At 33.6% G+C, this 24,821-nt stretch carries 26 protein-coding genes; 18 read left to right on the top strand and 8 right to left on the bottom strand.

The window, feature by feature from the left end:
• Nucleotides 1–168: 168 nt before the first annotated feature.
• The gene (locus G9F74_RS27870) at nucleotides 169–591 is read right to left on the bottom strand and encodes a PH domain-containing protein (protein WP_000669051.1); all 423 of its coding nucleotides are present in this window, start codon (nucleotides 589–591) and stop codon (nucleotides 169–171) included.
• 633 nt (nucleotides 592–1,224) lie between these two features.
• Here G9F74_RS27870 and G9F74_RS27865 point away from each other — a divergent pair.
• Nucleotides 1,225–1,989: a DUF2087 domain-containing protein gene (locus tag G9F74_RS27865; protein ID WP_000997950.1), complete on the top strand. Its 765-nt coding sequence runs from the start codon at nucleotides 1,225–1,227 to the stop codon at nucleotides 1,987–1,989.
• Nucleotides 1,990–2,086: 97 nt separating this feature from the next.
• The gene (locus G9F74_RS27860; protein WP_016108137.1) at nucleotides 2,087–3,496 is read left to right on the top strand and encodes an MATE family efflux transporter; all 1,410 of its coding nucleotides are present in this window, start codon (nucleotides 2,087–2,089) and stop codon (nucleotides 3,494–3,496) included.
• A gap of 134 nt (nucleotides 3,497–3,630) precedes the next feature.
• On the opposite strand, the gene G9F74_RS27855 is transcribed toward G9F74_RS27860, so the two are convergent.
• Entirely contained in the window at nucleotides 3,631–4,329 is a 699-nt protein-coding gene (locus G9F74_RS27855) for a peptidase E (protein ID WP_000762103.1), read from the bottom strand.
• Nucleotides 4,330–4,721: 392 nt separating this feature from the next.
• Between G9F74_RS27855 and G9F74_RS27850 the strand changes: the two genes are divergently transcribed.
• From G9F74_RS27850 to G9F74_RS27825, 6 genes are all read left to right on the top strand, one after another.
• Nucleotides 4,722–5,120 carry a DUF3942 family protein gene (locus G9F74_RS27850; RefSeq protein WP_000347531.1) on the top strand — a complete coding sequence of 133 codons (399 nt, stop codon included), beginning with the start codon at nucleotides 4,722–4,724 and terminating at the stop codon, nucleotides 5,118–5,120.
• Between the two features lie 97 nt (nucleotides 5,121–5,217).
• Complete coding sequence (locus G9F74_RS27845) at nucleotides 5,218–5,634, top strand: BlaI/MecI/CopY family transcriptional regulator (RefSeq protein ID WP_000495072.1); 417 nt, start codon at nucleotides 5,218–5,220, stop codon at nucleotides 5,632–5,634.
• 1 nt (nucleotide 5,635) lies between these two features.
• A complete protein-coding gene (locus G9F74_RS27840; protein ID WP_000871944.1) occupies nucleotides 5,636–6,448 on the top strand; it encodes a M56 family metallopeptidase in 813 nt (270 codons plus the stop codon).
• A gap of 54 nt (nucleotides 6,449–6,502) precedes the next feature.
• The gene (gene ccdA / locus G9F74_RS27835; RefSeq protein WP_000990446.1) at nucleotides 6,503–7,216 is read left to right on the top strand and encodes a cytochrome c-type biogenesis protein CcdA; all 714 of its coding nucleotides are present in this window, start codon (nucleotides 6,503–6,505) and stop codon (nucleotides 7,214–7,216) included.
• A gap of 19 nt (nucleotides 7,217–7,235) precedes the next feature.
• Complete coding sequence (locus G9F74_RS27830) at nucleotides 7,236–7,790, top strand: TlpA family protein disulfide reductase (RefSeq protein ID WP_016108138.1); 555 nt, start codon at nucleotides 7,236–7,238, stop codon at nucleotides 7,788–7,790.
• Nucleotides 7,791–7,807: 17 nt separating this feature from the next.
• Nucleotides 7,808–8,488 carry a prolipoprotein diacylglyceryl transferase family protein gene (locus G9F74_RS27825; protein ID WP_000454793.1) on the top strand — a complete coding sequence of 227 codons (681 nt, stop codon included), beginning with the start codon at nucleotides 7,808–7,810 and terminating at the stop codon, nucleotides 8,486–8,488.
• Nucleotides 8,489–8,539: 51 nt separating this feature from the next.
• On the opposite strand, the gene G9F74_RS27820 is transcribed toward G9F74_RS27825, so the two are convergent.
• Nucleotides 8,540–9,085, bottom strand: a complete 546-nt coding sequence (locus G9F74_RS27820; RefSeq protein WP_000427659.1) for a helix-turn-helix domain-containing protein — start codon at nucleotides 9,083–9,085, stop codon at nucleotides 8,540–8,542.
• Between the two features lie 144 nt (nucleotides 9,086–9,229).
• Between G9F74_RS27820 and G9F74_RS27815 the strand changes: the two genes are divergently transcribed.
• A complete protein-coding gene (locus tag G9F74_RS27815; RefSeq protein ID WP_000658443.1) occupies nucleotides 9,230–10,564 on the top strand; it encodes a D-serine ammonia-lyase in 1,335 nt (444 codons plus the stop codon).
• Between the two features lie 158 nt (nucleotides 10,565–10,722).
• Nucleotides 10,723–11,970: a DUF445 domain-containing protein gene (locus G9F74_RS27810; protein WP_016108139.1), complete on the top strand. Its 1,248-nt coding sequence runs from the start codon at nucleotides 10,723–10,725 to the stop codon at nucleotides 11,968–11,970.
• 32 nt (nucleotides 11,971–12,002) lie between these two features.
• Here the strand turns inward: G9F74_RS27810 and exsE are convergent, their stop codons facing one another.
• The 4 genes from exsE to G9F74_RS27790 are packed head-to-tail and all read right to left on the bottom strand — an operon-like array spanning nucleotide 12,003 to nucleotide 14,947.
• The gene (gene exsE / locus G9F74_RS27805) at nucleotides 12,003–12,959 is read right to left on the bottom strand and encodes an exosporium protein ExsE (protein WP_001261438.1); all 957 of its coding nucleotides are present in this window, start codon (nucleotides 12,957–12,959) and stop codon (nucleotides 12,003–12,005) included.
• Nucleotides 12,956–14,026, bottom strand: coding sequence for a hypothetical protein (locus G9F74_RS27800; RefSeq protein ID WP_001039103.1), 1,071 nt, complete (start codon nucleotides 14,024–14,026; stop codon nucleotides 12,956–12,958). Before G9F74_RS27800 ends, exsE begins: the two co-directional genes overlap by 4 nt.
• A complete protein-coding gene (locus G9F74_RS27795) occupies nucleotides 14,019–14,462 on the bottom strand; it encodes a hypothetical protein (RefSeq protein ID WP_000972343.1) in 444 nt (147 codons plus the stop codon). The genes G9F74_RS27800 and G9F74_RS27795 overlap by 8 nt, the downstream gene beginning before the upstream one ends.
• Nucleotides 14,459–14,947, bottom strand: coding sequence for an RNA polymerase sigma factor (locus G9F74_RS27790; RefSeq protein ID WP_073990713.1), 489 nt, complete (start codon nucleotides 14,945–14,947; stop codon nucleotides 14,459–14,461). Before G9F74_RS27790 ends, G9F74_RS27795 begins: the two co-directional genes overlap by 4 nt.
• Before the next feature lie 277 nt (nucleotides 14,948–15,224).
• On the opposite strand from G9F74_RS27790, the gene G9F74_RS27785 reads away from it, so the two are divergent.
• The 6 genes from G9F74_RS27785 to G9F74_RS27760 all read left to right on the top strand — a co-directional run bounded on the left by G9F74_RS27785 (nucleotide 15,225) and on the right by G9F74_RS27760 (nucleotide 21,660).
• A complete protein-coding gene (locus G9F74_RS27785; RefSeq protein ID WP_000694089.1) occupies nucleotides 15,225–15,863 on the top strand; it encodes a response regulator transcription factor in 639 nt (212 codons plus the stop codon).
• A 4-nt stretch (nucleotides 15,864–15,867) separates the two neighbouring features.
• Entirely contained in the window at nucleotides 15,868–16,968 is a 1,101-nt protein-coding gene (locus G9F74_RS27780) for a sensor histidine kinase (protein WP_000397635.1), read from the top strand.
• Between the two features lie 137 nt (nucleotides 16,969–17,105).
• A complete protein-coding gene (locus tag G9F74_RS27775) occupies nucleotides 17,106–18,044 on the top strand; it encodes an ABC transporter ATP-binding protein (RefSeq protein ID WP_001093807.1) in 939 nt (312 codons plus the stop codon).
• 37 nt (nucleotides 18,045–18,081) lie between these two features.
• Nucleotides 18,082–19,191, top strand: a complete 1,110-nt coding sequence (locus tag G9F74_RS27770) for an ABC transporter permease (protein ID WP_001020185.1) — start codon at nucleotides 18,082–18,084, stop codon at nucleotides 19,189–19,191.
• A gap of 1 nt (nucleotide 19,192) precedes the next feature.
• A complete protein-coding gene (locus tag G9F74_RS27765; RefSeq protein WP_000651853.1) occupies nucleotides 19,193–20,338 on the top strand; it encodes an ABC transporter permease in 1,146 nt (381 codons plus the stop codon).
• Nucleotides 20,339–20,448: 110 nt separating this feature from the next.
• Complete coding sequence (locus G9F74_RS27760) at nucleotides 20,449–21,660, top strand: phospholipase D-like domain-containing protein (protein ID WP_000591925.1); 1,212 nt, start codon at nucleotides 20,449–20,451, stop codon at nucleotides 21,658–21,660.
• A 53-nt stretch (nucleotides 21,661–21,713) separates the two neighbouring features.
• On the opposite strand, the gene pyrH is transcribed toward G9F74_RS27760, so the two are convergent.
• The gene (gene pyrH, locus G9F74_RS27755) at nucleotides 21,714–22,454 is read right to left on the bottom strand and encodes a UMP kinase (RefSeq protein WP_001248057.1); all 741 of its coding nucleotides are present in this window, start codon (nucleotides 22,452–22,454) and stop codon (nucleotides 21,714–21,716) included.
• A 376-nt stretch (nucleotides 22,455–22,830) separates the two neighbouring features.
• Here pyrH and G9F74_RS27750 point away from each other — a divergent pair, with 376 nt between their 5' ends.
• Both G9F74_RS27750 and G9F74_RS27745 read left to right on the top strand, forming a co-directional pair.
• Nucleotides 22,831–24,102, top strand: a complete 1,272-nt coding sequence (locus tag G9F74_RS27750; protein ID WP_000713298.1) for a cation:dicarboxylate symporter family transporter — start codon at nucleotides 22,831–22,833, stop codon at nucleotides 24,100–24,102.
• A gap of 24 nt (nucleotides 24,103–24,126) precedes the next feature.
• Nucleotides 24,127–24,821, top strand: a 695-nt coding sequence (locus tag G9F74_RS27745; protein ID WP_242474259.1) for a lyase family protein, incomplete at its 3' end; no start/stop codon positions are given.

Raw genomic sequence — 24,821 nt, 5'->3', positions numbered from 1 at the left:
CGAGCTCCGATAGAATATCGAATCTCGATGGCTGCTTAGTCTTTTTAATACTGTCTACTTGACAGGGATAAGACCAATTCGAAATTTCGAATCTGGGCTTTTTTTCACATATAAATTTTAATCCCTTTTTATGTTTTCTTCAACTGCACAACTGTAGGTTCTGAAATATTATTTGGTAGTGGTCGAATGGATTACTTTTATATGTGGGCAGTTCTCTTTTAAGAGTGAAATGAATTTTTCTTCGTCTTGTGGTACGAAAGTTTTCACGGAATCAAATAAATTGTAATCAATTTCTAATTGCTGTCGAGTCCATTTTTCTGAACGGAGTTTTTTGCCAGAGTATTTAATGTGACGAATGTCTTCAAATGGAATTTCAGTGCGCAGTATGAACCCGTGTTTTACAACAATTGATGATTTCGTTATATTATAGTGTGAAAAATAGAATGAAGAAAGATTCACGATATTTAACAGCATCATAAGAGTAAAAAAAATAGAATTTTCATTTTGGAAGAATAGTGAAATGAAAAAAAAAATTATAAATAATATAATGAAAATGACGTGAAATGGATTTTTTTTTGCTTTAAATTTCAAGTAAGTCACCTCGATAAAAGTGTTCTTTAAATAAATTAAATCACAATATCTTAATGAATCGCGAAAATATGCAAGATTGCATATTTTTGGGGTTTGTTATTCGTGTAAAATTTTTTGATAGGATAAATGTAAATAAAGTTTTTTTATAGTGGAGTGGCATGAAGTGGCTTATAAGAATAGAAATGTAGCGCTAGTCATATTTAGTTGTATAATGATTATGAGTGGCTGTTCAAATAAAATGGTTGAGGATGGAAATCGAAAACATGTATTTATAGAGACAAGTAAAGTTTTAGTAGAGGTTGTTTACAAAAAATATAAAAGATGAAAGGGTGCTTCCATAAAAGGAAGCGCCTTTTTTGTAGTTAAAATGGAATATTTGATAGGGGGTAAATAGAGGGTTTGTTTCATTTCGGATATCACTTTAATTAAGTTATTACAGTTTCTCCATGGAATAATAATTTCATTATAGTTAGCGGTTATTTGAGAAATTTATAGATGATTTTATAAAAGTTTGCAAAATAGGTAAACGAAACATTGAAATGTCTGATTTATGTATGTTAAGATGATGAAGTGATAATAAACGTAATTGTAATTTGTTTGTTTTTAAATAAACATTTTGAAGGAGTGTTTAGTGTGAACGATATTTCAGAGAAGTTTTGGGATGCGTCGGTAGAGGAACTGAAAAAAGGGTATGTGTTTGATGAGGAAGCAGAGGAGTATATTTGTTTAGCATGTGGAGAAGCGTTTATTAAAGGAGTTATTTATCAACATAATCAAGTTTTGTATGAAGCAGAGAAGTTTGTCCAATTGCATATGCATAGTGAGCATACGTCTATGTTTGATTATTTATTAAATCTTGATAAGAAGTTTACTGGTTTAACCGATTTACAAAAGAAGATGGTTCAGTTTTTCCATATGGGACTGAATGATAAAGAAATTGTAAAAGAGATGGACGGCGGTAGCACATCGACGATTCGTAATCATCGTTTTACATTGCGAGAGAAGATGAAGCAAGCAAAAGTATTTTTAGCGTTAATGGAATTATCAGAAGAAAAATCGAAGGTACAAACGAAATTTGTACCAATTCATAGAACAGCAACGATGGTGGATGATCGATACAATATTACGGAAGAAGAAAATGATGAAGTATTAAAAACTCATTTTATAGATGGATTAGATGGGCCGCTTTCTAAATTTCCGAAGAAGCAAAAGCGTAAATTAATTATATTACGTCACTTAGTGAAAAAGTTTGATAGTAATCAAAAGTATTCCGAAAAAGAAGTGAATACAATTTTAGAAAATGTATATCCAGATTTCGTGACTTTAAGAAGATATTTAATTGAATATGGATTTTTAGATAGAACAGCAGATGGAAGTCAATATTGGGTGAAGTTATAATAATGCGGAAAGAAAATGAATAGAAGCAAATCATTATAACAACTATACAAAGAGATAGAGATGGAAAAAAGATTTTTAATAAAAGGAGAAATGTAATTTGAAACCACCTACAGATAACAATAAAGAAGGTGTGGAGTCACATAAGTTAGAAAGTGAGAGTAAACCGATTTGGAAATCGATGTCTATGTTTTTAGTACCGCTATTATTAAGTAATGTACTTCAATCAGTTGGACAATTATTTGGTATGGTCGTAGTAGGGAGATGGCTTGGTGTCAATGATTTAGCAGCTATATCAGCATTCTTTCCGTTATTTTTCCTACTCGTTTCATTCGTAATTGGAATTGGGTCGGGTAGTTCTATTTTAATTGGTCAGGCGTTTGGCGCTAAAAATGAAGATCGTTTAAAAGCTATCGTTGGTACGACACTTACATTTACGTTTATTATCGGAATTGCATTGGCGATAATAGGCAGTATTTTTGCAATGGATATTATGCGTCTAATGGGAACGCCAGAAAATATAATTGAAATAAGTGTACATTATGCAAGAATTTTATTTATATCGATGCCAGTATTATTTTTATATTTTGCATACACAACATTTATGAGAGGGACAGGAGATTCTAAAACGCCATTTTACTTTTTAATTGTAAGTACAGCGCTAAATATGATCTTATTACCAATTCTTATTTTTGGCTGGTTAGGAGCTCCGAAATTAGATGTGTATGGAGCAGCATATGCTTCTGTTATATCGACAGTTATTACGTTTATTGTCATGCTAGTGTATTTAAAGAAGAAAAATCATCCACTACAACTAGATGGAACGGTAAGGAAATACCTTCGAATGGATGGTGAGTTGTTAAAGCTATTGCTACGACTCGGTATTCCAGCGAGTATTAATATGATATTAGTTTCATTATCTGAAATTGCGGTAATCGCGTTTGTAAATCGTTATGGTTCGGATGCAACAGCTGCTTATGGCGTCGTGAATCAAGTTGCCAGTTATGTACAAATGCCAGCCGTTAGCCTTGGCATTACAGTCTCTATTTTTGCGGCACAATCAATTGGTGCAAATCAATTTGATCGATTGCAGAAAGTTGTAAAGGCTGGAATTATTATGAACTATGTTATCGGTGGTATGTTAATATCTCTTATTTACTTGTTCTCAAGAGACATTTTATCACTATTTTTAACGAGTCAAACTACAATTGATATTGCTCATAGTTTAGTTATGATTACATTATGGAGTTATTTAATTTTCGGTCATGCACAAATTATTAGTGCGACAATGCGAGCGAGTGGTACAGTATTATGGCCAACTGTTATTGGTGTTGTATCAATTTGGCTAGTTGAAGTACCAGTAGCATATTATCTTTCTTACCATACAAGCCTTGGAATTGAAGGGATATGGATTGGATACCCAGCAGCATTTATTGTTAGTCTCATATTACAGTATGCATATTATAAGCTTTCATGGCAGAAGAAACGAATTACACGATTAGTTAGTTAAATAGTGAAAATGTCCCTAAGTTATTATACTTAGGGACATTTTTTTGAAGCGTATGTTTATCTCGCAAAAGCCTGATTGATGAGGGCTAATAATTAGTGGGGATGAAGAAAACCCCCACTGATTAAAGTTTCACTTTATAAATAGCTTTTTAAAGTGATATCAAAATGTTGTCTAATAAGTTTTTTATCACTCATATAAAACTCCCACGCTTTTTCTGGTGCACCGATAATTTCAAAGGATTCTTCTGTAATATATAAAGCGCAATCATCTTCTAGTGCAATCCCCTCTATATTACCTTGGTGATTTTGTAAAAAGGAATGAAAAGCATTCATTCTATTTAATTGATTATAATGTGGGCAAAACCTTTTGTTAACAATCCCCCAGCCGTTACTTTCTACATAACCAGAACCTTCATAATCTGATCGGATACTAGATGTGAACCAACACATAGCACCAGCACTATACCCTGCAATGAGTGTTCCTTGCTCGAGAGCCAATAGTAATTTCTCATCTAGTTTATGTTCTTTCCATTGTGTAAGCATTTCAACATAGTTTCCACCACCAAGGTAAATGAAATCGGCTGAATGAATCATCTCATCTATTTCATATTTAGAAGGCATATCGGTTATTGTACGTAAAATTTGTACATCACAATGGAATTGGTTTTCAAACGTGTCTAAAAATAATTTTATATAGCTTTCATCATCATGACTAGCTGTTGGAATGAATAATATTTTTGGGTACTGTTTATTTGTTAATTCTATAAGTCGTTCATTAATATGAAAGTGATTTAAATCTTGTAAATCACCACCACCAATGACAGCTAATTTCATAGTAAAGCACCACCTAATCATTTTTGTTATGTAAAAATTCGATAGAAGAGAGTTACATTCCTTCTCTAATGTAATGAATAAAGAGAAAATACAGTTTAAATATATTGGAATAGTAAAGGGAACGATGATTATATAGAGTGACGAATTAGAAACAGTTTATTGATATATAATATTGCATACTATTGTTTCAAAATATGGAAACAATATGGTTAAATGGATATAACGACTCATTAATTAATATTGAATGAGTGTATATATTTTATAAAGGCGTCGGAAATACTAGGGATTTTACAAACGTATTTTTTACTTTTTATAGGAACTTGTATTACAATATGGTAAAATTATATTAATATATTTATTCGGTATAGAATGAAAAAAGGAGCGTGAAAAAAGTGGATTTTCGATTTGAATTTACAACGAAGTTGAAAGAATACTTAGATGATGAGAAGGATGAAAAAGTAATAAAAGATGGACATAGAGATATAATTTTTCATTATTTATATGCATTAGAGAGTGAAATTGGCGTCGTTAAAAATCCTAACTTTACTTTTTTTGCATCAGGAAGACGTTCACATATAGTATTGGAGAATGTTGAATTTAAAACGGAAGTCAATGTGAAAAGTAATATAATTGAAATTACAAAAATAGTGGATAATGTAGCTATTCCGTTAGACACTATCGTAGCGAAAAATCGGGAATTATTTGCACTTGGGCGTAATGAGAAGTTTAGTGTACAAATATTAGAGCAGTATCTATTTGATACATTTGGAGAGAAGTTAGGTTTACAATGAATGGATATTCATAATTAGTGGATAGCAGTTTATATCATTCGTGTTTGACCTTTCATTTAATTTGTACTACAATCTGTAGTGTGAAAGGAGCCATACTATGTTTACTCAAAATTATAAGTTAAATGAGCAAGGGTTAAATCACTTCTTTGGACCACTTGAAGCGAAAATAATGGAGATTGTTTGGTCCACTGAAGGTATTACCATTAAAGAAGTACAGCAGAAATTAAGTGAAGAATCACCGGTGAACTTTAATACTGTTATGACAGTTATGAACAGGTTAGTAGAGAAACTACACTTAGAAAAACAGACTGTGAGAAGAAGTGGCATATATCATGCTGTACAAACAAAAGAAGAATTCTTATCCAATCAAACGAAGAAAATGACGCAGGAATTAATGGGGGAATTTGGAGATTTAGTTGTAAATCATATGTTAGATGAGTTAGAGCAGGCTGATCCGACTTTACTAAAAAAATTAGAAGATAAATTGAGTCAGTTAAAAAAAGAGGATCGATAAAATGAAATGGCAAATGCGTAAAATCGTATTGTTAGCAGTAATTGTTAGTACTCTCTTTTTTTGTATGTTAACGTATTACGTTACATATCCATTTCTTTTTCAAAATAAGGCGTTCTTTCTTTCAAAGTTTTGCTTGTTTCAGTTAGAAAAACATATGAAAGAACTATCGTTGATTCGTATCATAATAGCTGGATTATTATTACTTACTGTACTGATAGTGTGCAAAAGAGTTTGGCGGCAATTTTTCTATAGTAAAAAATTACAAAAAATACTTGTACCTTTTATTAGAAAAGGAAAACAAATATATATATTACCGACCGAGGAAATTGCAGCATTTACAATTGGATTATTTCGTCCGAAAGTTGTCATGTCAGAAGGGATAATTCACACGTTTTCAGAGGAAGAAATTGATGCGATTGTTTTTCATGAAGAATATCATCAAAACAATCGGGATCCACTAAAATTATTTTGTTTTACGTTATTAGCAGAAGGAATGTTGTACATCCCGATATTAAAAGGGCTGCTACAGCGATACCATACGTATCAAGAGTTAGCAGCAGATAAATATGCGATGCAAAAAATGAAATCCTCATTCGAGTTAGGTAGCGCGTTATTAAAATTAATTAAAATAAAGACAATGGAAAATCGATGTGTGACAGCTTCATTTGCAAAAACAGCAATAAATTTACGAATTGAGCAAGTGTTAAATGAAAAAGTTGTGAAGCTTACTATCCCGTTACATACAAATTCGGTATATGTAACGCTAGGTTTATTCTGTATGTCGATTGTACTTATTGTCGGAGAGTGCATATAGCCTCTTTTTTTAACAATTAACACTACTAGGTGTAGTGTTTTTAGGGGGAATAAAATGAACGCAGCAGATTTAACAATTTGGCTTGTAGCTGGGGCGGGAGTATTGTCATTTATATCGCCATGCTCTTTACCTCTATATCCATCTTATTTATCTTATATTACAGGTGTTTCAATTCAAGATTTAAAAGAGAATCGTGGGATTATGCAAAAATCAGCGATTATACATACCGTATTTTTTATGATTGGATTTTCGGTTATATTTTATGCGTTAGGTTTGTCGGTAAGCTGGATTGGAATAACATTCTCATCTAACCAAAAATTGATTCAACAAATTGGTGGGGTTTTTATTGTTTTGATGGGGTTATTTATGACTGGATTGTTTCAGCCTAAGTGGCTTATGGCAGAGAAAAAGGTGCAGTATAGAAGTAAATCGACTGGATATATTCGTTCGATATTAGTCGGTATGACATATGCAGCGGGATGGACGCCATGTGTTGGGCCGATATTTTCAGCTGTACTCATGCTTGGTGCGACGAATCCTGAAGGGGCACTTCTTTATATTACAGCGTATACGCTTGGATTTGCAGTTCCATTTTTCGTGATGGCATTCTTTATCGGAAAGGTAAAGTGGATTGTTACATATGCCAATGTCATGATGAAAATTGGCGGCGTAATGATGATTGTAACAGGTGTTTTATTGTATACAAATCAAATGACGAAAATTACAGCGTTCTTTATTCGCCTATTTGGTGGATTTACAGGATTTTAAAAAATGAGGAGGAAGAAAAGTGAAGAAACTAATTGCTATTATATTAGTAGGAGCACTCGTTTGGGCGGGTGTTAACTTTTATAATTCAAAGAAAGAAGAAAAGGAAAGAAAAGCGAAACAAGCGGAGTTAAAAGAGAAAGAAGTATTACCACAAATAGGATTTAAAGCACCAAATATAATATTAAAAGGATTAGATGGAAAGTTGTATTCGCTAAATGATGCGAAGGGAAAACCATATATTATTAATTTTTGGGCATCGTGGTGTGGACCATGTGAAATGGAGGCACCTGACTTAGTTCGTTTTTATGACAAATATAAAAAGGATATTGAAATCTTTGCAGTAAATGCAACTGTTAGTGACCCAGTACAAGAAGCAACTGCATTTGCGGATCGCTATGGATTTGAGTTTCCAGTTCTTCTAGATATGGATGGAGTAGCTGGATTAGATTATAAAGTATTTTCTTTACCAACGACATTTTTTGTTAATAAAGATGGAATTATAGTAGATCATGTACGAGGGGTATTACCTCCAGATCAATTAGAAAAGAAATTTCAAAAATTAATTGAGGGTTAAGAGGGGATTTTGCAGCGATGGAGTGGATCATGAGGTTACAACCCGTATCTCTTATAATTGGAAGTCTATTTGGATTTATGCTGATGAAACGAAAGATGAAGCATCAAAATGTACCGTATGAAAAAATGATGGATGCTGTAACAAATGCGTTTCTTATTATCGTATTTGTATGGAAATTTGCACCGGCAATTTTAAATCCAGTATGGGCTTTTAGGTCGCCATTGCAAGCATTACTAGCTGTAGGAAGCATGCAGCACATTTTAATAGGGGGCATAATTGCGAGTGCATACATTGTTTGGAAAAGTAAAAAGGAGCAATTTTTGCTTCATATTTTACTTGATGCATTGCCTTTTGCATTGTGCGTGAGCAGTATCTTTTATTTTCTATTCCATCGAGAAGTAGGTGTACAAACGACACTACCATGGGGAATGAAAATATATGAATCTAAATTTTTATATCATCCTATTTTCGCATACGAGATCATCCTCGCCCTTTGTGTAATTGGTTTGTTATGGATGAAAAATGAAAGATTAGGAACTGGAAAAAATATAAGTGTTTTTCTAATTTGTGAGGGGACTGCTCATATTGTTATTTCGCTTATTAGTGAACAAAACTCGGTTCTATTTGGCCTGTCAATACAGCAAATACTTAGTTTTTGTGTTATTAGTTTAGGCATTTTGTTCATGCCGAAAAAATAAAAATAGCCATGTACGGAGAGTATCCGTGCGTGGCTATTTTTATTTTATATATTAAAAAATCGGCGGGGTAACAGAAAATAAGACAATTGCATTTTTCTCGAATTGATTTACCCATTTATGCTTTAAATAAGCAGGTATTTTTACACTATCACCAGTTTCTAATGTGTACTCTTCTTCATTTAAATACAATGTAATTGTTCCGTCTAATACAAATGCTAATTCTTCACCTTTATGTTCTAGAATATTATCTGATGAAGAAGTATTTGGGGGAACAGTCATAATTGCTGTTGCTAAATTACCTGTGAAATCAGGCGATAGCATTTCATATGATAAATTATCGATAATCATTTTTTTTCGTTTATGAGAGCGCACGATTAAATCGTCTGTATTTGTTTCTTCAAGTAGAAAACTAAATGTTGGAACATCCAGTGCCTTTGCGAGTACCTTTAACGTTTGAATGGAAGGGTTAGCAGAACCACGCTCAATTTGACTTAACATAGATGGTGTAATTTCAGCCATATTTGCTAGTTGTTTACTAGTTAAACCTTTTTCTTTTCTTTGCTTTTCAATCTTTTTACCAATATCTATATTTTCCATAAAACATTCTCCTTAATGATTATTAAATTATATTTAAATAAATTAAATTAAAATTAACTAAAATGAATAATTTATGTTAAACTATATTAAAATTAATTATAATTTATTGTATAGCAAGCTACAAGGATATGAGGAGGAAACGGAATGAAGGAAATAGAGGTATTAAAAGCAGAGTATCCATTAGTTAACAAGCTTATTGCAACAGAAGAAATATTTTGGATAAACCCGAATATAGAAAAATATGAAACAGCAATAACAGCTTCACCACTTAATGAAGAAGATGTCAAAGACGCGGAAGAGAGATTAAAGCGTTTTGCACCATATATTGCGAAAGTTTTTCCTGAAACGAAAGAAACGAATGGTATTATAGAATCACCTTTAGTAAAAATACCTTCAATGAAACAGTCTTTAGAGAAAAATTACGGGCAACTTATACTAGGAAAATTACTATTAAAATGTGATAGTCATCTTCCGATATCAGGATCAATTAAAGCTAGGGGCGGGATTTATGAAGTGTTGAAACATGCTGAACAATTAGCTCTGCAGCATGGAATGTTAACAGAGGAAGATAATTATTCTATTTTAGATAGTGACACATGTAGAGAGTTTTTTGCAAAATACTCAATTGCGGTAGGTTCTACAGGTAATTTAGGGCTAAGTATTGGGATTATGAGTGCGAAACTAGGTTTTAACGTAACTGTCCATATGTCAGCAGACGCAAAAGAATGGAAAAAAGATTTATTAAGAAATAAAGGTGTAAATGTTATTGAATATGAAGCTGATTATAGTAAAGCAGTAGAAGAGGGGCGTCAGCAAGCAGATGCAGATCCTAGCTGTTATTTTGTAGATGATGAAAACTCACATGATTTATTTTTAGGATACGCAGTAGCAGCATCTCGTTTACAAAAGCAATTAGAAGAGTTAGAGATTATAGTAGATGAAGAACATCCTTTATTCGTTTATCTTCCGTGTGGAGTAGGTGGGGGACCTGGCGGGGTAGCATTTGGTTTAAAGTTATTGTATAAAAACAACGTCCATTGTTTCTTTGCAGAGCCAACACATTCTCCATGTATGTTACTCGGGTTAATGACAGGACTTCATGATAAAATCGCCGTTCAAGATATCGGGATTGATAATATAACAGACGCGGACGGACTGGCAGTAGGAAGACCGTCTGGATTTGTCGGTAAAACGATAGAACCATTTTTGAACGGAAATTACACAGTAAGTGATGAAGAGTTATATAGATTATTAAAAGAACTGGCTGATAAGGAAAATATTAATTTAGAGCCTTCTGCATTAGCTGGTATGGTTGGGCCAGTGAATGTATGTAAAAATGAAAACGAGTATTTACAAAAGCAACAGTTAACAGAGACGGTGAAAAAAGGTACTCATATTGTGTGGGGAACTGGTGGGAGCATGGTTCCAGAAGATGTGATGAATGGGTATTATAAGAAAGGTTTGGAATTAACAATATAAGAAAAATGAGGCTAGTTGTAGCCTCATTTTTTCATGTACATAAAAATCTTTGTTATTTTCACAATAGTTCTTTATAGTATAGATATGAAGGATTACTAATATCGAATAAATATAACAAAACAGCTTTATTTTACATAATAAGAGGATGTGTGTATACGATGTCATTACAGACTAAATATATAGCGGGTATTTCGCTTGGGGTTATGGGAGTAGGCTTTGCTGCTTCTATCCCTTTTCAAGGAACGATAGCTGGAGAGATTATACAAGGGGGATTTGAAGCTGGATTAGTTGGCGGACTTGCGGATTGGTTCGCGGTTACAGCATTATTTCGTCATCCGATGGGAATCCCAATTCCGCATACAGCTTTGTTACCTAAAAACCGTAAACGAGTAACGAAAGGGCTCATTCATACGTTAGAAAATGAGTGGCTGACGAAAGAAAGTATTACGAATAAAGTAAAAGAAATGCAGTTAGCGCAAATGGTGCTACAAATTGCTGAGAGAGAAATGCAGTCTGCTGCTGTGAAAAAGGGAATTGTAACGATTGCTGAGAAAGCGATTGTTTCAATAGATACAGAAAAGTTAGCTGTTATTATTGAAAAAGAATTTAAAACATATTTGCATACAATTAATACGAGTAACATCTTACAAGTGCTTGTTGATCAATTAGTTGTGCAAGAATATGATGAAAAGACACTTGATTACATATTAGTAAAAGTGAAAGATTGGACAGCGCAAGATGAAGCTCGTTACCAGCTTGGAAGCTTAGGTATGAAGGCGATGGAAAACATAAAAGTAGATGGATTCTTACAGTTTACTTTGAAATCGTTTATGAATATTGTAGATGAAGATAAAATTGGCGGCATTTTGCAGAAGTTTATCATTAGTAATATTAACAGCTTACAAGATGCTGATAATATCACAAGACAACTTATATTAGCGAAGATTCGTCAAGAAATTATAAATGTGAAAGAAAATGAAGCTTTACTACAGGAATTAGAAAATTGGAAAGAAAAATGGATTGCGAATTGGGATGCTACTGACAAAATAAAAGAGATGCTGGAGCAAGTACAACAAAGAGCAGTTACCTTTGTAAACAAAGAAGAATTTGCTGATACATATGTTATTCCATTTTTACAAACGCAAATGAATAAAATAAAAGAAGACGAAGTGACGGTTCAAAAAATAGAAGATTGGTTACAAAAGCAAGTTGTCACACTTGTTGAAAAGAATCATTCGAAAATTGGAAAACTTGTACAAGAAAACCTTGATAAACTAGACGATAAAACATTAATTGAAATGATCGAAAATAACGTCGGTAAAGATTTGCAGTGGATCCGAGTGAACGGGGCTGTTTGCGGATTTATGATTGGCTTAATTTTAGAAGGAATTAAAGCGATTATATGAGAAAAACCTTCCACATTTGTGGAAGGTTTTTCTTATTTTTCGATAACGTTCATATTCAAATTATAAGCTTTCTCAATATTTAATTTGTACGTTCCATTTCCAGTTTTAATCGAATTTTTATACCAATGTTCTCGGTCGATTAATTCTGGATTTTCTTCTGAAGTATTATTTTCTTTTTTCGTTAAATCTTCAACTTGTTCCCAAGGTGTGTTTCCATGTGTTTCTTTTTGATTTGTTACTGCTGTTAAAGATACATCACTCTCTTTTGCAAGATGGACAGACACTCTTGAGCTTTCTTGTACAAACCAATTATTTTGTAATTGACCTGGATAAAGAGATAGTTCGTTATTTGAAGCACGGATTTCCACATTTTTATTTTGCGGAAGAACAAGCGTTGGTTTCACCTGTGGTGCCGAGTTAAATAACGTATGCTGAACAGGTAATGATTTTAATGTGATATGCATCGTTTCTCCAGCCGTTTGAACGGAAAGGAAATCATCTCGTTTTAAATTGAGTTTTTCATTTGCTTTCGTCGTCATTTCATACGTTCCCAAAAGATGAATTTGATTTGTATTATTTCCCTCTATCGTTAGAGGCTGATGTCCTGCATCTACTACGATTTTTTTGATAGATTCAGGTATATCAAGTGGTCCGTCTGGAATATTACTCGTTTGCCTCGTTGTATTCATAGAATGACGAACTTCGTCTAGTAATCCAGTAGATAATAAACAGTAAAAAGCAATTCCAACACTTCCTAAAACGCCGATAAAGAAAATACTAAAAATATCATATTTAATAAATGATTGTTCCTTTTTAGAAAATAGAAGGTATAGTAAAATTTCAGCGCCAAGTATAATAAGTAAAACAGGCCACCATGCTGTTAATGTATCCAATACTTGGGTGCCTTTAATGACTGAAAATAGTAAGAAGCAACCTAATGTAATAATGGAAAGCCCCATTGAGAATGTTCCAACGCGCCATGTTCTCATTCGTTTGTACCACCTTTATTTTCTTTATTTCCAAGTAACAATTTAAAGCCGCCGCCAATTAAAAGGAGAGCAACGATAGACGTTTGGAAATAGCGATAATATAGTTCGCTAAGATGAATATTAAATATAGTTGCAAAATAGTCATTCAAAATAGGAAGGACTGTTTGATCTAATAAATAATAACCACCTAATACAATTAATCCGATACCGATCCATCTTTGATGATTTATAAAATAATCTATGATAGGTTCGTCATTAACACGTTCTTTTCCGTATTTTGCAGTTTGCTGTAACGCATCAAAAAAGCTATAGAACCAAATGATTGGTACTAAAAATAAAAACGCAGAAAGTCTTAATAAGTCGAGCAAATAAATGGATAGTAAAAAGGCTGCCATAAGCTGAAGACCACGGCGCTGTAAGCCTAAATACATATGTCCTGCTCCAGGAAACATCGCTAAAATGGAAGCGAATGTTTTATTTTTCTTTCCTTGTTCTCGGTGCTCTTCAAACTCTTCAAAAATAGTACGGTCATCTAGTTGCTCTCCGCGTTCTTTTTTCTGTAGTTGTTGAACAACATCGAAGAAATTATAAATCCATAAAACAGGTAACGTCACGAGAAAGATAAGGAAACTTTCTTGAGATGTTAAAAGGGCAACGAAAATGATCATACTTCCGATTCCTGTACAAGCTACTAAAAATGTAAGGCCACGTTGCATAAGTCCTAATTGAAAATGACCAAGTCCAGGGATAATTGATAGAAGAATGATATAAAATCGTTCGCTCTCTTTAGAGGACTCTGTAAATTCTCCGGCCGCTTGTTTTTTCGATTGATTAATAATAGTGATAACTAAATCTAATAAATTGATCGCCCATAACACGACTAGTAAAAATAGAGAAAGAAAAGCAATATCACGCTCTCCTAATGCTATTGTGCAAAATGCTGCAAAGATAAATAGAAATACAGCCCCTCCGCTATATAAAATAAACCGTCCAAACTTCTTTAAATATAAATGTCCAAGCCCAGGAATTAGCCCTAATACAAGTGCTAAAAAGGGGTTTTTATTCATGCTTTGAACCTCCGTCCTTTGTTGATGTGTCTACCGATTTGTTTACAATTTGTTGTGAGATAGAAGACTCGTTATGTTTTGAAGATTTCTCGAAATTTGATGTCGCTGTAAAAATATATTGGAATAAACCACTTACCATAAAAATAATTGTAGCCGCAGTCGCAATTATGTAGTGAATAATTGTGCGTTTTAGTGAGTTTGTTTTTATATATTCATTAGACTGTAGTGTTTCAAAATTAATTTGCGTCATAACTTCGTTCGTAAATGAATCATCATTTATCATTGGAAGGTTTTCATGTTGTTCATCAATACTTTCCATATAAAGTGCTAAACAATAATCACATTCAAAAAGATGTTCTTCCATAGATTCACGTTCATTGCTTTCTATAAAATCTAATGTATAATTGCGCCAATCTTCTTTTGAATAATGCATCATAGAAACTCTTCCTCCTTCCAATGTTTTTTAATCCATTTTCTTGCCCGATACAGTTTCATTTCGACTGTTTTCACTTCGATGTTTTCCTGCAAAGCAATTTCTTGATAACTTTTTTCTTCTAAATAATGCGAGAGAACGACATCACGGTAATTTTCAGGAAGTTCTCTTAGTTTTTGAGCAATGAGTAATTTTTGCTCTTTCGTCAATAGTAAAGCTTCAATGTTATGAGAGGATTTTATATTTTCCTCAGTTTCTTTACATAAGGAGAGTTCTTCGTGTTCTCTAGCTTTCTTCCTTTTATAATCAATAGCGTGATTGGTGGCAATACGCGCCATCCACGTTTTTAATCCGCGAAATTGATAATTTGGGAGAGAGGCGTGAATTTTTACGAATACTTCTTGTGTAACATCTTTCGCATCTTCTTCATGTCTTAAAATAGAAAAGATAACTTGAAAAATATAATGACGATACGTTTGTACAAGGATACGAAAAGCATGTTCGCTTCCTTGCTGTGCTTTTTCAATTAATTGTTTTTCCTCAATGGGTCTCTCCCTCCTTTTTGACGCATTCTATTATATAGACGTAAGAAATGATAAGTCACCCTACACATGTTGTAAAAAAAGAATAATATATTTTTAGAAAGGAGGCTATATGAAAAAAGGTGTGAAAAAATGGTAAAAAGGAGTATATAATGAGCAAAGAGGAAATGTTACGCGGAGAAAGGATGTGAATGTTAGTAGGAGGACGTCCATACTAACAAACATGAAAATTAAAATATTAATAGCAGATGATAATTCTTTTATTAGAGAAGGCATGAAAATTATTTTAAATACATACGAAGAGTTTGAAGTGTTAGATACTGTAAATGATGGAAAAGAAGCTGTAGCATATTGTAAGAAACATGAAGTCGATATTGTGCTTTTAGATGTCCGCATGCCAAACATGAACGGGGTAGAGGCGACAAAGTTAATTTGTGAAGAGACGAAAACGAAGCCGCTTATTTTAACGACGTTTGATGATGATGAATATATATTGGACGCAGTAAAAAACGGAGCAAAAGGTTATTTATTAAAAAATAATGATCCGGAACGTATTCGTGATGCGATAAAAGGAGTGTATAACGGTCAAACTGTTATGCAAGATGTAGTACTTGATAAAATTAAATCTAATTTAATGGAAAGTAAAGAGGAAGAATGTAAAATAGATAAGAGTCTTTTTACAGAAAGGGAGCTTAGTATTATCGCATTAATTGCGAAAGGTTTCTCGAATAAAGAAATTTCGAAGCAGCTTTTCATATCAGAGGGAACAATCGCAAATTATATTACATCGGTTTTAGGGAAAACTGGACTAGAACATCGCACACAAATTGCGATTTATTACTTAACAGGGAAAGTAGATTAATGATATGGAATTTTGGTTAATTGTAAGTAAATTAATTGTTTTTATATATATTGTGTTTAGTTACATTTATTTAAATGTCGCGAACTTACCATGGATTATATTTACTTTGCTTTTATATCTTTCTGTAAACGTACTGATTTCTATATTTAAAAAAGATACGTACAAAAACATATTAACTTCTGTGTCAATTGGCGTAGTTATGTTATTTACATGGAAGATTCATCCGCTTTTTATTTTGTTTTTACCATTGAATTTATATGAACTTGTATTTCGATATATAGAGAAGAAATGGCAGCTCTTTATCGTTATGATGATTCCTATTATCTTTACAGATGAAAGTATTCGAATGACATATGGATTAATTGTTGCATTTTCTTTCATTGTATTAACTATGGCAGAACGGTATATATCGCGTGTATTAAAGCTTGAATCACAAAATGATAAGATGCGAAAAGATATGCAGCGGCTGACGAAAAGCTTACATGAAAATAAAGAGTACATAAAGCAATCAGAATACACATTTAAGTTAGAAGAGAGAAACCGGCTATCACAAGAAATTCATGATAAAATTGGCCACTCGATGACGGGTGCACTAATTCAAATGGAAGCAGCAAAGAGGTTAATGGAAATAGATAAAGAAAAATCTGCCGAGTTATTACAAAATGCAATTCACATTTCAAAAGATGGAATTGAAAGTATTCGCATTACATTAAAAAATATGAAGCCACCAACTGAGCAAATTGGTATCCATCGTATGAAATTATTCATAGAGGAATTTGCCGGTAAGCATGATGTAAATATTCCTTTCGTATATAAAGGTAACTTAGATATGATTTCTCCTATTCAGTGGAAAATTATCGGTGAAAATGTTACAGAGGCACTTACAAACGCAATGAAATATGCTGATGCGACAGTCATTTCCATAGATATTCATGTACTTAACAAGATGGTGAAAGTACAAGTGAAGGATAACGGAAAAGGTGCAGCTCTCGTTAAGAAAGGTCTCGGAATTATGGGGATGGAGGAGCGAACGGCATCAGTAAACGGAAAAATTATTGTAGATGGGACAAGTGGTTTTTCAGTAACAATGTTGCTGCCGATATAAAAGAATGGGACGAAGATGAATCATCTCATATGAAAAAAGTGAATAATCTCATGTGAAAAGAATGAACTTCTGCACTGAGCAGGTTCATTTTTTTTGTTTATAATAAATAGCAGAGAAACCGAAATAGGGGTGAAATGATGAATACATTAGAAATTAAAAATTTAACGAAAAAATTTGGTGATTTCATCGCAGTTGATAATATGTCTTTATCTATTAAAGAAGGAGAGATATTTGGATTTTTAGGATCAAATGGTGCTGGTAAAAGTACAACGATAAATATGATTGCTGGGTTGTTAAGAAGTAATGAAGGTGAAATTAGCATATTAGGAAAAAATATAAAGAAGCATAATCGGTTTGCGAAGATGAATATTGGTATCGTTCCGCAAGATATTGCAATTTATGAAGAGTTAACTGCCTATGAAAATGTGAAATTCTTTGCTGGACTTTACGGGTTAAGAGGAGCTGAATTAAAAGCGAGAGTAGAGGAAGCACTTCAATTTGTGGGGCTTAGTGATAAACATAAAAATTACCCGAAAAACTTTTCTGGCGGGATGAAACGAAGACTGAATATCGCTTGTGCGATCGCTCATAGACCGAAGTTAATTATTATGGATGAGCCGACAGTTGGAATTGATCCACAGTCAAGAAACTATATTCTCCAGTCTGTTCGAAAATTAAATGAAATGGGAAGTACCATTATTTACACGAGCCACTACATGGAAGAAGTAGAAGAGATTTGTACGAAAATAGCAATTGTAGATCACGGTAAAGTGATTGCAGAAGGAACGAAAGAACAGTTAAAAGCAATTATTACCGACACGAAAGATATTTGGATTGAAGTAAAGTCGGTAGAAAAATTAGATGTAGAGCAGTTAAAAGAGATAAACGGTGTGAAAGCTGTTCAAATTGAAGAGAACGTAATTAAAGTAAACTCGGATGCAGGATTAAACAATTTAAATAAAATTATTCAGCATTTCATTAATCATGACATTGAAATCCGTTCGTTAGAGGAACAGGCTCCAAACTTAGAAACAGTATTCCTTACGTTGACTGGAAGAAACTTACGAGATAAATAAAAGGTAAATGAAGAAAAGGTAAAGGGAGGTTCATCAATTGAACATCTTCAATATTGCAGTTATGCATATTAAAAGAGATTTCAGGGACGTAAGAACTTTAGTTTTTATGTTAGCATTTCCTATTGTGCTTATGCTTGTGCTAGGGACAGCGTTAACGAATGCATTTAATAGTGATAGTCAATCGATTAAGGATATACAAGTGCTATATAAAGATGAAGCGAGTAGCACATTTTCTCAATCGTTTGAAGCATTTACGAAAGAAGTCGATAAATCGGGTATTCATTTTAAAAAAGCTTCTGAAGGTATAGATGGGAAAGAGGCAGTGAAGCAAAATAAATATGCTGCTTATGTAGAATTAAATAAAGATGGTGCAAAGTTTTACGGAAGTGACAAAAGTAGTATTGAGGGAAGTATTGTGGAAGGTATGCTTACAACATTTGTTGATAAGTACAATGTAGCAACCGAAGTGGCAAAAGTAGATCCTAGTAAGGTGAGCGCAGTTATTTCAAATGGGAATCATAATGATTATATAAAAGAAACATCTTTACAAGCTGCGAAAAAGCCAGGTTCTATGGATTACTATGCGGTTGTAATGACGACGATGATCGCACTATATGCTGGGATGGGAGCGAGTTCTTTAATTCGAGGAGAACGAATACGTAAAACAGGAGATCGTCTCATTGCTGCGCCTATAAGTAAGGCTGAAATATTCATTGGAAAAGTACTTGGTAGCCTAGTAGCAAACGCCCTTTGCGTATTACTTGTCATGTTATTTAGCAAATTTGTATTTCAAGCGAATTGGGGCGACCATCTTGGAATTATATTTATTATTTTGTTAACACAAGTCTTTCTAGCAATTAGCTTCGGTTTAGGGATCGGGTATATTACGAAAACAGCTGAATCATCGAGAGCAATTATTCTTGTTGTTATACAGTTAGCTTCTATTTTTGGTGGTGCATACTTCGTAGTAGAAGAAAATTTCGTTACGAACTTATCACCATTAACGTGGGCAAACACAGCTGTCATGAAAATTATTTATGCAAACGATGTAGGAGCGGCACTGCCGGTAATATGTTTAAATCTTGGGATTTCAGCACTCTTTTTATTAATTGCAATTATTGCATTACGTAGACGGGAGGGGCTATAGTATGAAAGATATTTTATGGCTCATACAAAAAACACTATCTGTCCTTTTGAAAAATAAAAAAGGATTATTCATTATTATTAGTTTGCCGATAATCGGAACGCTCATCTCTTTTTCGATATACGGAAATGCGGGGCAAGGTACGTTAAATATCGGGATTGTAAATAAAGAAAATGAGCCGATAGCAAATGATACGATAAAGTTTTTAGAAGGATTAAATCATGTGAAAGTGAGTAAGGTTAAGGAGTCGGAAGTAGAAGATAAACTCACTTCCAAAAAACTTGATGGAGTTATTACATTACATTCTGGTTTTTCAAAAAGTGTTCGAGAAGGGAAACCTAATCATATCGAGATTGCATCGATTAAAGGTGATCAAGTAACAGCATTTATAAAATCATATTTATATAACTATATTGATAATGTAGCAGCTATTAGTAAAGTAGCAGGAACAGATCAAAGTACATTTGATAGTATGTACGCAGGGTATCAAAAAAGTTCATTTAAAATGAAAACTGAGACGCTAGAAGATACTTCGAAAAATAAAGATATGACAAACCAAACGATGGGTTACCTTATTATGTTTATGCTGTTTTCAGCAGTGAACTTATCAGGATTTATTTTAAAAGAAAAAGAGAATAGAACGTACTTTAGATTATTATCAACACCAATTGATGGAAAGAAATTTATATTGTCCAACGTCGCGGTAAATATGATGATACTAACATTGCAAATTGTCATTGCAGTATTATTTATGACGAATGTTTTTCATACAAATATTAATATGCCTTTCATAGTAATGATTGGTGTGCTTATGATATTCGCTTTAATTGCAATTGGTTTATCATTAGTCATTGTGTCTTTTTCAAAAAGTTCGGCTGCTTCAAATGCAATGCAAAATCTAGTGATAGTACCAACATGTTTGCTTGCTGGATGTTATTTTCCATATGACATTATGCCAAAAGCGGTACAAAAAGTAGCTGATTTCCTACCGCAGCGCTGGTTACTAGATACGATAGCAAAACTACAGCAAGGTATTCCATTCTCTGAGTTGTATTTGAATATTTTAATCTTATTCGCCTTTGCAATAGCATTTTTCTTAATTGCAATTTATAAGTTTGGAAGAAATAATGATGCGAGGAATTTTGTTTAATGTGAAATGGGTGTGACGTTAAGTCGCATCCTTTTTTGTATGAAGCATGAAATCTAAACTTGAATGACAAAATAGAAGGGTGGAAAGAAAATGATCGGAAGGAAATCAAAATGATTAAAAAAATATTACGAGTTACTTCTATTATTATTGCTATTTTCGTTTTTATTTTAATTTGGATGCATATCGATGTTACCCTCGGTAGGAAAATGGAAGCTGGGAAAAACATGCCGACAGAGTATACACCTCATTATAGTGACTTTCAATTATATGTAGAAGGGAAGTCATTATATGAGCAGCTATTTGAAGATATTAAAAAAGCGAAAAGCTCCATCTACACTTATTTTTTCATTTTGTCGGATGATAAAAGTAGTCATATTTTTTTAAACTTATTAAAAGAGAAGGCAAAAGAAGGAGTAAACGTCTATTTATCGGTTGATCGCATTAATGATTTATCATTTGAAAGAAAGATGAAAAATGAATTGCAGGAAAGTGGTGTGCATTTTACATATAGTAGAAAACCTGAATTACCATTCGGGTTTTATTCTCTTCATCATCGTAATCATCGCCGTATTACGACGATTGATGGGGAGATTGGCTATACAGGCGGATTTAATATAGGAGATGAGTACTTAGGGAAAGATAAGCGATTTGGATATTGGCGTGATTATCATGTACGGCTTAAAGGAGAAGGAGCAAAAGATTTAGAACAGCAATTCGCTTTAGATTGGAAACGAGATACGAAAGAAGATATAAAGAGGAGTACGAATAAAGCTAGTAAAGGGAATACATTACATACTATGACTAGTTACAATGGGCATTACGTTGCTGAAAAATATATAGAGCTCATAAAACAAGCTCAACACTCCATTGTAATTGCAACGCCGTATTTTATAGCAAAAAATAAAGAATCCATGAATGCTTTAATCGCAGCACAAAAGCGTGGTGTTACAGTAAAAATACTTTGGTCATATAAACCAGATCTACCTCTTATAAAAGAAGCGGCGTATCCATACATACGTCAAGCTGTTAATAATGGGATTACTGTATATGGGTATAAAAAAGGAATGTTTCATGGGAAGTTAATGTTAATTGATAATGAATTAACTGTTATCGGTACAACGAACTTTACTGCACGTAGCTTCTATATTAATGATGAGATGAATTTGTATATTCATGGTGGATCTATCGTCTCAGAAGTGAATGAGGCGTTAACGCAAGATTTTCATGATTCGAAAGAAATGACGAAAGAATTTTTTGAGAAGTTATCATTTTGGGAGCGTTGTAAGGAGAAGTTGGGGGGATTGGCTGATTTTTATTTATAAAGGTTAATGAAAAGGGTGTCTTTTATAGACACCCTTTTCATGAGAAATAACTATTATTCATGCACAAGCATCGAAACATCATCATTAATCAACGTCCCCACATGTTCCCCTAAACATATTTTCTTCATCACCCCAGGCTCATCGAAGTTAAAGACATGTGCTGGTAAATTGTAGTCCCGAGCAAGCAATAAAGCGGCTTGGTCCATGACTTGTATGTTTTGTCTAACAACATCGTTATAGTTCAGCTTTCGATACATTTTCGCTGATTTGTTATGTTTTGGGTCACTTGTAAAGACACCGTCTACTCCTTGTTTTGCGACTAATATGGCGTCACTATTCATTTCGATTGCTCTCTGTACACTTGGGTAATCTGTCGTAACGAAAGGTTGCCCGTTACCGCCTCCAAAAATAACGACATAACCGTTATCTAAATGATGGACTGCACGCAAGCGAATATATGGTTCAGCTACTGCGTTAAAAGGGATGGAAGTCATAACGCGTACTTCTTTATTTGTTTTACTAGTTAAAACACCGCGGAGCATTAAGCTATTAATGATCGTACCTAACGTACCGATATTATCAGCTTCTACACGATCAATTCCCCATTCTTCAGCTAGATGACCTCTGAAAATGTTACCGCCACCGATAACGATGGATACTTCGATACCTAAATCAACAATGGATAAAATTTCGTTTGCGATATGTTCTAATCGTTTGGAGTTAAAGCTATTTCCAGTTTGATCGGCAAGAGCGCCGCCGCTTAGTTTTATTAAAACTCTTTTATATGGCCTCATAACAATTCCCCCTATATAGATCGCAATAAAAAAGGAACAAAGGCGAATGCCTTTGTTCCTTTTTAAGAAAATGAAAAAGAAAAGAAGAAGATAGGACGAATTGCTTTGTGTAGTTTTTCATACTATCCACTCCTTTTCATTTCGATTTGTTTTAAGTATATATCTTTTTGATTATACGAAACAATCTGATTACTTATCAAGTATATTTTATCGTTTTTTAACAAAATGGTGTCAATGAAAAATAGAAGAAAAATATTTGAATTTTTTGTGACAAACTTGTAGGTTTTTGTATGATTTTGTAGGTTCGCTTATATGATGTGTGAGTAGCTTTTATAAATTCAAATTGAAAGCGTTCGCATGAAGGGGATGAACATAAATGAAAAAATTCGGATTGGCAACACAAATTTTTGTCGCGCTTGTTTTAGGGATTGTAGTAGGGGCAGTCTTTTATGGCAATAAAACGGCGATTTCTTATATCACACCAATTGGGGATATATTTATTCACTTAATTAAGATGATTGTAGTACCAATTGTTATTTCAGCATTAATTGTTGCGGTAGCTGGCGTGGGAGATATGAAAAAGCTTGGGAAACTGGGCGGTAAGACAATTCTTTATTTCGAAATTATTACGACGATTGCTATTTTAATGGGATTACTTGCAGCGAATATATTCCAACCAGGTACTGGCGTTGATATGAGTAATTTACAGCAGAGTGATATTTCTTCTTATAAACAAACTGCAGATGCAACAGAGAAGAAAGGATTTGCTGAAACGATTGTTCATATTGTACCGAAAAACGTATTTGAATCTATCTCACAAGGTGACTTATTACCGATTATATTCTTCTCCGTGTTATTTGGTTTAGGAGTTGCGGCAATTGGAGAAAAAGGAAAACCTGTCTTTAACTTTTTTGAAGGTGTACTCGAAGCGATGTTTTGGGTTACAAATCAAGTTATGAAGTTTGCACCATTCGGTGTATTCGCATTAATTGCTGTTACGGTTGCAAAATTTGGTGTAGCAACACTACTTCCGTTAGGAAAACTAGTGCTAGCTGTATACGTAACTGTTATACTATTCGTTGTGATTGTATTAGGTATTAATGCACGAATGGTTGGCGTAAACATTTTTACATTAATAAAAATTTTAAAAGAAGAACTTATTCTTTCATTTACGACAGCAAGTTCAGAAGCTGTTTTACCTAATATAATGAGAAAAATGGAAGAGTTCGGTTGTCCAAAGGCAGTTGCCTCTTTCGTAATTCCGACAGGTTATACATTTAACTTGACTGGATCGGCTATTTATCAAGCGTTAGCGGCATTGTTTGTTGCACAAATGTATGGTGTACACATGTCACTGACGGAGCAAATAACGTTATTATTCGTTCTCATGTTAACATCCAAAGGTATGGCGGGAGTTCCAGGTGCATCGTTCGTTGTTGTATTAGCAACGTTAGGTTCAATGGGGTTACCACTAGAAGGTATCGCGTTAATTGCGGGAATTGACCGCATTTTAGATATGATTCGCTCATCTGTCAATGTATTAGGAAATGCATTAGCGGCCATTGTTATGTCGAAGTGGGAAGGCGAATTCGATAATGAGAAAGCAAAACAATATGTAGAAACAGTCAAAGAAACAAAAGCAGCATAAGAAATCGTTAAGGAGTGAATAATCATGGCAACATTAACTGAAGTTAAAAATGGTGTGCGAATTGAAAAAGATTTTTTAGGTGAAAAAGAAGTACCAAATTATGCATACTACGGCGTACAAACAATGCGTGCAGTAGAAAACTTCCCAATTACAGGTTACAAAATTCATGAAGGTTTAATTCAAGCATTCGCGATTGTAAAAAAAGCAGCAGCGCTTGCGAATACAGATGTAGGAAGATTGGAATTGAACAAGGGTGGCGCGATCGCAGAAGCTGCTCAAGAAATTCTTGATGGAAAATGGCATGATCATTTTATCGTAGATCCAATCCAAGGCGGAGCAGGTACTTCAATGAACATGAATGCAAATGAAGTCATCGCCAATCGCGCTCTTGAATTATTAGGAATGGAAAAGGGAGACTATCATTATATTAGTCCAAACAGTCATGTAAACATGGCACAATCAACAAATGATGCATTCCCAACGGCGATTCATATCGCTACATTAAATGCATTAGAAGGCTTATTACAAACGATGGGTTATATGCATGACGTATTTGAATTAAAAGCAGAACAGTTCGACCATGTTATTAAAATGGGTCGTACACATTTACAAGACGCGGTGCCAATTCGTCTTGGACAAGAATTTAAAGCGTATTCTCGCGTACTTGAACGTGATATGAAACGTATTAAGCAATCACGTCAACATTTATATGAAGTAAA

The sequence above is a fragment of the Bacillus sp. EKM202B genome (genome assembly GCF_011066025.1).
GTDB classification, from domain to species: domain Bacteria; phylum Bacillota; class Bacilli; order Bacillales; family Bacillaceae_G; genus Bacillus_A; species Bacillus_A toyonensis.
The sequence above is the reverse complement of the archived record's forward strand: the minus strand, read 5'-3'. Positions and strand labels throughout refer to the sequence as shown.